The organism is Corallococcus sp. CA041A (assembly GCF_003612075.1).
GTDB lineage: Bacteria > Myxococcota > Myxococcia > Myxococcales > Myxococcaceae > Corallococcus > Corallococcus exiguus.
In genome coordinates, this window is the sequence record NZ_RAWF01000016.1 from 18,890 (window position 1) to 31,027 (window position 12,138).

Annotated in this window: 6 protein-coding genes; 5 read left to right on the forward strand and 1 reads right to left on the reverse strand. The window is 69.7% G+C overall.

The window, feature by feature from the left end; all coding sequences use genetic code 11:
* Positions 1-84 precede the first annotated feature (84 nt).
* Positions 85-3,144, reverse strand: coding sequence for a helicase-related protein (locus D7V77_RS05145; protein WP_120575148.1), 3,060 nt, complete (start codon positions 3,142-3,144; stop codon positions 85-87).
* Between the two features lie 342 nt (positions 3,145-3,486).
* Between D7V77_RS05145 and D7V77_RS05150 the strand changes: the two genes are divergently transcribed.
* The 5 genes from D7V77_RS05150 (at position 3,487) to D7V77_RS05170 (ending at position 12,048) form a co-directional block, all read left to right on the forward strand.
* Positions 3,487-5,343, forward strand: coding sequence for an ATP-binding protein (locus tag D7V77_RS05150; protein WP_120575149.1), 1,857 nt, complete (start codon positions 3,487-3,489; stop codon positions 5,341-5,343).
* A 268-nt stretch (positions 5,344-5,611) separates the two neighbouring features.
* A complete protein-coding gene (locus D7V77_RS05155) occupies positions 5,612-7,471 on the forward strand; it encodes a cytochrome C (protein WP_120575150.1) in 1,860 nt (619 codons plus the stop codon).
* 27 nt (positions 7,472-7,498) lie between these two features.
* On the forward strand, positions 7,499-8,662 hold the full coding sequence (locus tag D7V77_RS05160; RefSeq protein ID WP_120575151.1) for an FIST signal transduction protein: 1,164 nt from the start codon (positions 7,499-7,501) through the stop codon (positions 8,660-8,662).
* A 7-nt stretch (positions 8,663-8,669) separates the two neighbouring features.
* On the forward strand, positions 8,670-11,636 hold the full coding sequence (locus tag D7V77_RS05165; protein ID WP_120575152.1) for a response regulator: 2,967 nt from the start codon (positions 8,670-8,672) through the stop codon (positions 11,634-11,636).
* Complete coding sequence (locus D7V77_RS05170; protein ID WP_120575153.1) at positions 11,629-12,048, forward strand: response regulator; 420 nt, start codon at positions 11,629-11,631, stop codon at positions 12,046-12,048. The genes D7V77_RS05165 and D7V77_RS05170 overlap by 8 nt, the downstream gene beginning before the upstream one ends.
* The last annotated feature ends 90 nt before the right edge of the window (positions 12,049-12,138 follow it).

Below are 12,138 nucleotides of genomic sequence, written 5' to 3' on the forward strand. Positions count from 1 at the left end.
CCTCCTAGATTCTCGGTGATTGGGGAATCGGTCAAATGGACGAAGCCCCGACAGGGCCGATTCCATTGTGACATAACTGTTTACTCACCGATTGAGGGTGAACCCGCAGGCCGCGTCCAGCGCCACCTTCGCCCCCGCGAGTGCCTGGAGCAGGCGCTCGTAGTGATTGCGCTCCGCGTCAACCTGGGCGTCCACCTCCTCCGGGGGCAGGCCCTGGTGGGAGAGGGAGAGGCGCAGGCGGGCGGCGGCCGAGTCGCGCTCCACCTCGATGGCCGCCCGGGCCTTCTTCGCGGACCGGCCGAGCTCCGCCTCGGCGGCGGCCTGGGCCACGGGCAGCGCGGCGTCCACGAAGGCGCCGAAGCCAGGGAAGGCCTGGTGGACTTCATCCCCCTTCAGGGCTTTGCCGTCGGATTCCAAAGCGGTGAGTACGGAAACGTCCGCCACGGGGCCCTGGGGGCCCTCCACCACGGCGACGGGCAGGAGGGTGCGGGCCAGGAAGCGGGCCAGCTGTCGGCTGGGCACGCGGGCACCGGGCGAGGTGTCCTGGGACTCCGGCAGCTGGACGTGGAAGAGCAGCTCCAGGCCGCGCGCGGGCTTCTTCACGCTGCGCTTCTCGATGTGGCGAAAACCACTGCGGCCGTAGGGTCCGTCCTTGAGGAAGCCGAACAGCGCCTCCACCAGCGGGTGGCCGGTGGCGAAGTACTCCAGCTCCTCCGCCTCCACGGCGGTGTCGCGCCAGAAGGTGCCCAGCAAGGTGCGGTCCTGCATCACGTCGATGCCGGGCAGGCCTTCCACGTTGAGCGCGTGGCCGAACTGGAAGGCCACCTGGAAGGCCTCCACCTGCTCGTCGGTGTCCACGCCAATGCCCACGCGGCGCGCCAGCTCCGTGACGGTCTCCTCCAGGCGCTCGTCCAGGTCGCGCGCCACGCTCCACAGCCCGTCCTCCAGCGGCGGAGCCTCCTCGTCGGAGTCCTCATCGCCAGGCTCATCCCCCATGCGCTCCTGCGCGCGCGCCACCAGCCGGGCCACGGCGGGCTTGTCGAAGCTGCGCACGTCCAGCAGCGGGTCGTACGCGCGCTTCACCTGCTCACGCGCCGCCTCCACGCGGGTCTTCAGCTCCGCGGCGTACTCCACGCGCGCCTCGCGGGGCAGCAGGGCCAGGTCCGCGATGCGGTCCTCCACCTCCTCCAGCACCGCGTCCAGGCCGCCCACCGTCTCACCGAAGACGCCCACGGCGTCCGCCAGCAGCATCAGCACGTCCGACGCGAGCGTGCCCGCGGGGTCGAAGACGTGGATCTCCACCGGGTGCGCCTGCCCGATGCGGTCCAGGCGGCCGATGCGCTGCTCCACAGTAGAGGGGCTCCACGGCAGGTCGTAGTGGACCAGGTGGTGCGCGAACTGGAAGTTGCGGCCCTCGCCGCCCACTTCCGTGCACAGGAGCACGCGGGGGCCTTCCGGGTCGCGGAAGCGCGCCACCTGACGGTCGCGCTCCACGAGCGGCAAATCGCCGTGGTAGCCCAGCGCCTCCACGCCCTCGCGCGACAGCTCCGACTGGAGCGACTCCAGCGTGTCGCGGCTCTCCGTGAACACGAGCACCTTCGCGCGCGGCTCCGCATTCCAGATGCCGCGCAGCACGCCCACGAACGCGATGAGCTTCGCGTCCCGGCCGGTCAGCTTGAGGTCCGCGCCCTTCAGCGCCGGGTTGGACTTCACCGCGCCCATGAACGCCGCGGGGCTGGACTCCAGGCGCCGCAGCACGTTGGCCAGCGGCGCGCCGCGAAGCGTGCCCTTCGCCAGCGTGGCGAGCGCCGTGTCACGCGCCGTCAGCTCCTCCGGCGTGAGCTGCACCGGGTGCCGGTGGAGCCTGCGCGTGGAGAAGCCGCCCACCACCGCGCGCCGGTTGCGCACCAGCCGGTCCGACAGGCTGTACGTCTCCGCCAGGTGCGCGAGCAGCGCCTCCTTCTCCTTCAACGTCTGGAGACTCGCGTCCTCCGGGAAGCGCTTCGCCAGCGCGGCCACGGCGGCCTTCGCGGCCTTGCCGTCGCCCTTGCCTTCCATGAGCGCGCGCACCGCGGTGGACAGCTCCTCCTGGCGCTGGAGCCGCGCCTCGAAGCCGTTCACGGACGGCGCCGTCGCCGCGTCGATGAGGGTGAGCAGGCCGTGGTACTCCGCCGGATCCAACTGCATGGGCGTGGCGGTGAGCAGCAACAGGCCCCATGAGTTCGCGGCCAGCCCCTTCGCGGCGGCGAAGGCCTTCTCGCCCTTGAGGTGGTGCGCCTCGTCGATGATGACCAGGTCCCAGAAGGCGTCCTCGGCGGCCACCTCTTCGCGGTGCTCGCGGGTGCGGCTGAGCAGCTCCAGGCTCGTCACCACCAGCGGGAAGCGCGCCCACGGAGAGACGTCCGGCGCTTCCTTCAGCGACTGCTCGTAGCGGTCCGAGTCCATCAGCGTGAAGAGCTGGTTGAACTTGTGGAACAGCTCCACCAGCCACTGCACGGTGAGGTGGCTGGGCGCCACCACCAGGCAGCGGCGCGCCAGGCCCACCAGCCGCAGCGCGCTGAACACCATGCCCGCTTCAATCGTCTTGCCCAGGCCCACTTCATCCGCCAGCACGAAGCGCGGCCGGCGCGCGGACAACACGCGCTGCACCACGCCCACCTGGTGCGGCTTCACCATCACCCGGCTGGCCAGCAGCGCGCCCAGCGCGTCACCCCGGCGCTCGTCGTCCAGCACCAGCGCCTGCTTGCGCAGCATGAACGCCTTCGCGTCCCCCACCCGCCCGTCGCGCAGCGTGGACAACAGGTCGGAGCGCGGCGCCAGCGCACGCACCTCCGACTCCGGCAGCTCGTCCTCCTCGCCCGTGTCCTCGAAGCGCACCACGTAGCGGCGCAGTCCGCGCGCGCCCGGCTCCTCGCCCAGGATGGTGGCCTTGCGTCCCTTCGGCGTCTGGATGGGCTCGCCCTTGGGCAGCTGGTAGGGAACCAGCGCACCGCCGCGCGTGGACACCAGCACCGGCGCATCCTCGCGGGACGGGAAGGCGATGAGGGCCTTGGCCCCCTGCTCCTGCAGCGACAGCAGATGCCCCACGCCCCACTCGGGCTGCGGGAGGTAGCGGACCTTCAGACCTTCGACGAGAGACGCCATATGCCGTGCAACACCTGGGTGACGAGGAAGGGGCGCTGCATAACGTCCCGGCGCCCGGAAGGCCATTTCACGGGCACCTCCACCTCTTCCAACCCCTTGATTCCAGGCCCGAGCTCCCGGAAAGCGCCGGGGCATCGTCCACCATCCGACAACCCCGCCGCGTCCTGCCCGCCAGACCTTTCCCATCCCCGCGGGTAGGGTCCATGATTTCATGACAAACAGGTAAAAACAGGGTTATAGGATACCCTGCCCGACAGTGCGATGTCGCTCACCCCACCTTTTCGGTGATGTTGAGCGTCCTTCTGCACAGAAGCGCTCGGTGCCGTCGGGGGGGAGTGCCACATGCTGCGACGTTGGACCTTCGCTCAGCGGGTCGGGGCAGGTCTGTCCGTATGCCTTCTGGCCGGACTCATCCTGCTTGCCACCCTTGTGTCCACGGCCCACACGCTGACGGTGGACGACGGGGCCGTCCTCCATCACGCCTCCGACATCCTCTCCGGCCTGCTGGGCCTGGGCGCCCTGGTCGCGCTGGTGGTGGTGCTGCGCAACGCACTGGGCCCCATGCACGCGGAAGCCGTGCAGAGTGAACAGCGGTTGCACCTGTTCATGGATGGCGTGAGCGACTACGCGCTGTGCTTCCTGGAGCCGGATGGCACGGTGTCCTGCTGGAGCACGGGCGCGGAGCGGCTCACCGGGTGGACGTCCTCCGACATCGTGGGCCAGCGCGTGGAGGTGCTGCACGTGCCGGACGCGGTGGCGCACGGCCTGCCCGCCTCCCACCGCGAGCGGGCCGCGCGCGAGCGGCGCCTGCAGGCGGAGGGCTGGCGGATCCGCAAGGACGGCTCGCGCTTCTGGGCGGAGACGCTGCTCACCGCGCTCTACACGGAAGGCGGCACGCTGCAGGGCTTCGCGGAGGTGACGCGCGACATCACCGAGCGCAAGCGCACCGAGCGCATGCAGGCGCTGCTCGCGGAGGCGGGACGCGTGCTGCAGCCGCAGGCCGGCGCCAAGGAGCTGGGAAACGCGCTCACCCGCCTGTGCGTGCCGGAGATCGCTGACGCATGCGTGCTCTACCTGCCGGACGGCCAGGGCGGCGTGCGCCCCGGCGCGGTGACGTGCGCGGACGCGGCCACCCAGGCGCGGCTGTGGGAACCGCTGTTGCGCAGGCCCTCGCAGGACGAGCCCGGCCCCGCGCGCGTCATGCACACCGGCCGCGCCGAGCGCTTCGCGGAGGTGGATCCAGACCGGCTGCCCTCCTCCGTCAGCGACAGCACCTGCGCGGAGCTGTGGCGCGCGCTGGGCGTGCGCTCCGCGCTGAGCGTGCCGCTCGTCGTGGACAACCGCGTGCTGGGCGCGCTGTGCCTGCTGTCCACCCGGCCCCACCGCCACTACGGCGCGGTGGACCAGGCCTTCCTGGAGGAGCTGTCCGCGCGCGCCGCGCTGGCGCTGGACAACGCCCGCCTGCTGGCGGCGACGCAGAACGCGCTGGAGCTCATTGGCGTGGCGGCGCACGACCTGGGCACTCCGCTCAGCTCGCTGCAGCTGCGCCTGCGCCGCGTGCGCCTGCAGTGCGCGCCCGCGCACACGGAGGACCCGCGCCTGCGCGAGGGGCTGCTGCTGGCCGAGGACGAGACGAAGCGGCTGGGGCAGCTGGTGCACAACCTGCTGGACCTGTCGCGCCTGTCCGGCGGCCGGCTGGTGCTGGAGGCCCGGCCCATGGACCTGGCGGAGCTGGCGCACGAGGTGACCGCCCGCCACGAGGACCAGGCCGCCGCCGCCGGCTGCGCCCTCACCGTCCACGCCCGCGACGCGGCCCGCGGCCGCTGGGACCGCCAACGCCTGGACCGCGTCCTCACCAACCTGGTCAGCAACGCCCTCAAGTTCGGCCGGGGCCAGCCGGTGGAGGTGCATGTGAACGTGGATGAGGACTCACACCGGGTCCAGATGTCGGTGCGGGACCACGGCGCCGGCATCCCCGCCGAGGCGCAGCAGCGCCTGTTCACCCGCTTCGAGCGGGTCACGACGGACAGCCGCGCGCCGGGCTTCGGCCTGGGTCTCTACATCGTCCGCCAGCTCGTCGAAGCCCACGGCGGCACCATCCGCGTCCACTCCCGGCTGGGAGAAGGCTCGGAGTTCACGGTCGAACTCCCGTTCACCCTGGAAGCACAGGAGGAAGTGGGAAAATCGATTCGAATATGACCCTCCCGGGTGGGTTGCGCCCCAGAGGCCCTTCCCATCCAGTCACGGACAGTTCGAGTTCGCCTCTGGGTGGAATAATTCTCAGAAGTTGAATCGCTCTGTTGATTGTGGATATTCTCCGTGTGGCTAGAACTGCTCGTTTCCGGCAAAAGCCGGATTTGAGAGTGACCCTCCGCCAGCGTCCCCCCGACGCAAGGGCACCCGGGTCCACTGGCCGCGACGCTGCTTCGGCAGCCGTCCGCACATACGCGTTCGGAGGAGTCCCCTCATGGCTGGAACTGACACGATTCGGGAGCGGTGTTCTCGCACTTCCCCCCACCTGTTCACGGCGGGCCGCGCGAGCCTGCTGGCGACGCTCGCCAGCCTGACGGTGGCGTGCGGTGGTCCGGAGTCCACGGAGCTGGAGTCCTCCGCCAACGTGGAGCCGCAGCTCGCGGCGCAGGGCCAGGACCTGTCGCTGGGCGACATCCTGGGCGGCGGCAACCGCGAGCCGGCCGTGGGCCTGGCGCTGGAGGTGGACAACGGCAAGGGCGTGCCCATCAAGGTGAAGGCCGGCCAGAGCTTCTGGGTGAACCAGATTGACCTGCGCGCCTCCCTCACCGCGTCCAGGGACGAGGGCGTGGACGGCCTGCGCCAGAACAGCGACTTCCTGGCCATCGGGTGGTCGGGTGTGCGCCTGGCGGACCAGGAGTTCGTGGGCCTGTCGAACCCGGACGGCACCTTCACCCGCCGCCGCTTCTACCGTGACGCCGCGTGGATGAAGGCGACCAGCCTCTTCACGGTGGAGCCGGTGGACTCCCGCGGCGTGCTGACGGGCGCGCCGGTGCTGCTGAACATCGGCAGCGACGACACCCGCCGCACGGAGCGCGACGACTTCTTCGTCCGCCGCATGCGCGCCATCCAGTGGACGCGCGACTGCCGCTCGCTCACGGACTGCAACGGCGCCCGGGCCTATGAGGAAGAGGCCCTGGTGGAGCTGCGCAACGCGTACGACCACGCGAAGAAGCAGACCCTCACCTTCAACTCCCGCACGGCGGGTCTGCGCCTGCGCTGGAGCCTGCGGCCGTTCGCCCCCTACTACATCCCCGTCACGCAGGTGTCCCAGCCGGAGTTCAGCTACGGGTTCGGCATCGACATCAAGCCCGTGACGGCGCCCCGCAAGGACGGCACGTATGCCCCCGGGTCGGACGTCACCTTCCAGATGACCCTGAAGGACGGCAAGGGCAAGCGCCTGCACAAGGCCGGGAGCCTCCCAACCTACAATGAGGTCGCACCTCCGGGCGCTCCCGGTAGCCCGGGCGGCATCCAGTACTATCAGGCGTTCTTCAACCCCACGACGACCTACTATCGCCGCAAGCACCAGGAACGGATGATGATGACGCAGCTCATCGGGCCGGCGCAGGACATCCAGCCCATCCGGACCATCGTCGACCTGGAGGCCTTCCTGGATGACTCGCAGGACGTGCAGACCATCGCCACCCCGGCGCGCGACGGCGTCTATGCGCAGTTCATGACCTTCCCCCCCGCCAACAAGCTCTTCGGCGGCGCCTTCTTCCCCAACGACGGCCGCTGGGACGCGCCCGTGAGCGACACCTGGACCTACACCCTGCCCGCGGACGTGAAGCCCGGCACCTACCTGGTGACCGCCAAGGCGCGCCGCAATTACCTGGGCGAGGACATTCCGGCGTCGCGCACCATCGAAATCCAGGTGGGGACGAAGACGCACACCAGCGCGGCCCTGACCACGGGTCCGTGCAACACCTGCCACAGCAAGGGCGGCGATCTGGGTGAAGTCCTCCATGCGAACGACAACCGCGCCGCGTGCGCGTCGTGTCATGCTCCGCTGGGCTTCGAACTGGAAGGGCCCATCTTCGTGCGCACGCACTTCATCCACTCGCGCTCCAACCGCTTCGACGCGCCCCTGGAGAAGTGCTCGTCCTGCCACCTGAAGCAGGAGACCACGCAGCGCACCAGCAAGGCCGCCTGCCTGTCGTGCCACAAGAGCTACCCTGAGAGCCACGTGGCGAAGTTCGGCCCCATCGAGAGCATGTACGTCGGCGGGGGCCGCGAATCGTTCCAGCAGTGCACCGGCAGTTGTCACAAGACACACCCCGGCGCCGGCTTCTAGCCGCCGCCGGTTCGCACGGAGGTCCTCATGGCGCACGTGAAGATGCAGACGGCTCGTTCCACCCTCACGGATCCGGTCGCCGTCGCCGAGGACCTCCTGCGCCAGTTGCACGGCCCCCCGCCGAAGCTGGTGACGCTGTTCGCGGCCCGCCAGCGCGACCAGCGCGCGCTCAACCGCGCGGTGCGCGAGCGGCTGCCGAAGGACACCCGGTTGGTGGGCGCCACCACCGCCGGGGAGCTGGACAACAACGGCATCCACGAGAACAGCGTGGTGATGGGCGCGCTCTCCGGCGACTTCGAGGTGGGCCTGGGCCTGGGTTCGGGCCTCACCGGGGACGCCATCGCCGCGGGCGCGCAGGCCATCAAGCGCGCGTGCGAGGAGCTGGGCGTGCGTCAGCAGGACCTGGACGCGCGCCGGTACGTGGGCCTCGTGATTGACGACGGCTTCCGTTACAAGAAGGAAGAGCTGCTGCTGGGCATCCTGGAGAAGAACCAGACCCTGGTGCTCGTGGGCGGCGGCGCCAGCGACTCAGAGACGGACCCCGCGCGCCAGTCCGCCCTCATCCACGTGGATGGCGAAGTGGCCGGGGACGGCGTGCTGGTGGCCCTGTTCAAGACGAACGCGCCCTGGGCCGCGCTGCGCTCGCACTGGTACGTGCCCACCGGCGAGCGCATGACCATCACCAAGGTGGACGAGACGCACACGCGCGCCCTGGAGATCGACGGCCAGCCCGCCGCCCGGCGCTACGCGGACATCCTGGGCGTGGAGAACATCGCGGACCTGGAGTTCGGCCGGCCGGGTGGCTTCGCGCTGCGCCCCACCGCGCTCAAGGTGGGCCGCGAGTACTTCATCCGCGCCGCGTGGCGCCCCCTGGAGGACGGCTCCATCCTGTTCGCCAACCTCCTGGAGGAGGGCAGTGAGCTGGACCTGATGAAGGCCGGCGACCTGGCGGGCATGACGCGGGACTTCTTCCAGGAGGAACTGCCCAGGCGGGTGCAAAACCCCCAGGCCGCCCTCCTGTTCCACTGCAGCGGACGCCTGTGGTACGCGCAGGCCCAGGGCATGTTGCCAAAGCTCTCCGAGGCCATGAAGCTTGCACCGTCCGCTGCTGGGATGAACGTGCAATTCGAGATCTACTCGGGCTTCCACATCAACACCACGCTGACCGTGCTCGCGTTCGGCTCCAACTAAACAGACCATGGCCCACCACCCGTTCGACGTGGCCCAAGCCGAAGCGCCCCTCGGTTACACCCTGTCCCTGCTCCTGGTGGGCAGCGAGCGTGAGACGCGCGCCATGCGCGACGCGTTGGAGAAGGAGGACATCCTCTCCATGCTCACGCTGGAGCCCGTCAGTACGCGGGAAGCCCTGGAGCAGGCGCTGGAGCGCCCCTGGGCCCTGGTGCTGGTGGGGTCCGAGCTGCCGGGCATGACCTGGGAGGACGTCCAGGCCGCCTGGGTGAAGCGCGGCCGTGAGACGGCCTTCGTGGTGAGCGCGCCCACCTGGAGCGCGGACACGCTGGCCGCCGTCATGCGCGCCGGCGCGCGCGACTACGTCAGCGAGGACCGCTACGGCCACCTGCCCTTCGTGGTGGCGCGGGAGCTGCGCCTGCACGCCGAGCGCGCCCAGCACCAGATGACGGGCGTGGAGCTCAAGCGCACCAACTACCTGCTCAGCAACATCATCGACGCGCTGCCCTTCGTGCTGTTCGTGAAGGACGCGGAGACGCGCCGGCTGGTGGTGGTGAACAAGACGTTCGCGGACGCGTTCCGGGTCACCAAGGAGTGGTTGCTGGGGAAGCTGGACCACGACTACTTCCCCAAGGAGCAGGCGGAGTCGTTCATCGCCATCGACACGGAGATCCTCGAGACGCGCAAGATGAAGACGTTCGAGGAGGTGGCCCGCGCGGACGGCGTGGACCGCATCTTCGCCACGCGCAAGATTCCGCTCCTGGACGACCAGAACGTCGCGCGCTTCGTGATGGGCGTCACGGAGGACATCTCCGACCGCAAGCAGAACGAGGAGGCCCTGCGCGCCTCCAGGGATGAGCTGGAGGCCGCCAACAAGCAGCTGGCCGCCAGCCTGGAGGAGATCAAGAAGACGCGCGCGGTGTCCGCCCGCTCCCTGGCGAGCTACCAGCAGCGCGCGCTCCAGATGGAGATCATCCGCCAGCAGAACGAGGACCTGGACCGGCTGGCCCAGGAGCTCTCCGTCGCCAAGCGCAATGAAGAAGAGCGCGCCCGCGAGGCGGAAGGCGCCGTGCGCCTCAAGAGCGAGTTCCTGGCGAACTTCAGCCACGAAATCCGCACGCCGCTCAACGGCATCATCGGCTACTGCGACCTGCTCATGCGCGAGGAGGGCAGCCGCCTGACGCCGCACGGCCGGCGCGACCTCAACGTGGTGAAGACGAACGCCAAGACGCTGCTGGCGCTCATCAACGACATCCTGGACCTGTCCAAGATTGAAGCGGGCCGCGTGGAGGTCGTCACCGAGCCGGTGGACGTGCAGGAGCTGGCCGACGAGTGCATGGCCACCGTGAAGGAGTACCTGAAGGGCAAGGACGTGGCCCTCACGGTGAACGTGGACACCGAGGCAAAGGAGATCCGCACCGACGCGCTGAAGCTGCGGCAGATCATGCTCAACCTGTTGAGCAACGCGGCCAAGTTCACGGACACGGGAGAAGTGGCGCTCACGGTGGTGCCCGCGGGCGGCGGAGAGCTGCTGATGACGGTGGAGGACACCGGCGTGGGCATCCCGTCGGATCAGCTCCCCTTCATCTTCGAGAAGTTCCGCCAGGTGGACGGCACCACCACGCGCAAGGTGGGCGGCACGGGGCTGGGGCTCGCCATCGTGCGCGAGCTCACCCGCGTGCTGGGCGGCACGGTGGACGTGAAGAGCACGCTGGGCCGCGGCTCCACCTTCACGGTGCGGCTGCCGGACGTGCTGGCGACGACCGTGGGCGCGGACAGCCCGCACGCCACGGAGCGCCTGGTCCCCTTCCACGACGTGGCCCAGAAGCTCGCGCCCATGGCGCGGCCGGGCAGCACGGTGATGGTGGTGGACGACGACGTGCTCATCCAGCAGCTCGTCACGGGTCAGCTGGAGCCCGCGGGCTTCAGGGTGGTGACGGCCAATGACGGCCTCGCCGCGCTGAAGCTGGCCCGCGAGGTGAAGCCGCAGGCCATCCTGCTGGACATCCACCTGCCGCGCATGGACGGCTGGTCCGTCCTGAGCCAGCTGAAGAGCGACCCGGCGCTGGCCGCCATCCCGGTCATCCTGGTGTCGGTGGAGGAGCAGCGCGCCCGCGGCTTCAGCCTGGGGGCGTGCGAGTACCTGGTGAAGCCGGTGGAGCCGGAGCGCCTGGTGGACGTGGTGCAGAAGAGCCTGGCCTCCGCGGGCGCGTCCGCCGCCACGGGCGACGTGCTGGTGGTGGACGACGACGCGGCCACGCGCGAGCTGGTCAGCCGCAACCTGCGCCGCGCGGGCTTCTCCACCAACGAGGCGCGCAACGGCGAGGACGCGCTGCTCAAGGCGCGGGTGTCTCCGCCGTCGCTGGTGGTGCTGGACCTGATGATGCCGAACCTGGACGGCTTCGAGGTGCTGCGCCGGCTGCGCGCGGAGAAGCTGTCCGTGCCGGTGGTGGTGCTCACCGGCAAGACGCTGTCCACCGAAGAAGAGACGCTGTTGCGCGACGGCTTCGCGGGCTTCGTGCGCAAGGGCGGCCACGCGCTGGAGGACGTCATCGCGCAGGCCAAGGGCCTCTTGATGACCCAGCGTGCGGCATCCGCGGGGAAGCTGCCTCGCGTGCTGTACGTGGAGGACAGCGAGCAGAACCGCGACATCGTCCGCAGGTACCTTGGCGGACTGTATGACCTCATCGAGGCGGAGGACGGCGAGCAGGGGCTGGAGCGGGCCCGCAACGACGCGCCGGACCTCATCCTCATGGACCTGTCCCTGCCGCGGCTCGACGGTTGGGAAGTCACGCGCAGGCTCCGCGCGTTGCCGGATGGGCAGAACGTGCCCGTCATCGCCGTCACGGCACACGCGGGTCGCGAGTACCAGGACAAGGCTCAGGCGGCCGGTTGCACGGCCTACATGACCAAGCCCCTGGACCGCGATCAGCTCATCGAGACGATTCGTCAGTACCTAGGGAGAAGCCATGGCTGAAGCCAAACCGCGCGTCCTTGTCGTGGACGACGATCCGGACCTGCTCGACCTCGTGCAGCGCTCACTGAGCGCGTACGGGTTCGATGTGCAGACCCACACGTCCGCGTTGGGCGTGTCCAACATCGTGCGCGCCTCCGAGCCGGACTTCGTGCTCATCGACGTCAACTTCCCCGCCCTCAAGGGGGACAAGGTGGTGGGCCTGGCGCGCCAGTACGCGCCCCCCGGCACCCGCTTCATCCTCTACTCCGCCTCGGATGAGGCCAAGCTGCGCTCGCTGGCCATTGCCTCCGGCGCGGACGGCTACATCTCCAAGAGCGTTCAGGGCGCGGAGTTGGCGCAGAAGCTCCACGCCATGCGCCTCAAGCCTCGCCCGGCGTCGCCCAACCGGAATCCCTCACCGGTTGAGAGCTGACCCACCCCCTGGGTGAGCCCGACCCCTCGGGCCACCCCGTACTCCGGACGGATGGGAATCTCAAAAATCGATAACCAGCAAGCCCTGTAT

Excerpts from the sequence above, each read along its gene's own strand:
- D7V77_RS05145 (WP_120575148.1), bottom strand. The coding sequence starts at position 3,144 with ATGGCGTCTCTCGTCGAAGGTCTGAAGGTCCGCTACCTCCCGCAGCCC.
- D7V77_RS05150 (WP_120575149.1), top strand. The coding sequence starts at position 3,487 with ATGCTGCGACGTTGGACCTTCGCTCAGCGGGTCGGGGCAGGTCTGTCC.
- D7V77_RS05155 (WP_120575150.1), top strand. The coding sequence starts at position 5,612 with ATGGCTGGAACTGACACGATTCGGGAGCGGTGTTCTCGCACTTCCCCC.
- D7V77_RS05160 (WP_120575151.1), top strand. The coding sequence starts at position 7,499 with ATGGCGCACGTGAAGATGCAGACGGCTCGTTCCACCCTCACGGATCCG.
- D7V77_RS05165 (WP_120575152.1), top strand. The coding sequence starts at position 8,670 with ATGGCCCACCACCCGTTCGACGTGGCCCAAGCCGAAGCGCCCCTCGGT.
- D7V77_RS05170 (WP_120575153.1), top strand. The coding sequence starts at position 11,629 with ATGGCTGAAGCCAAACCGCGCGTCCTTGTCGTGGACGACGATCCGGAC.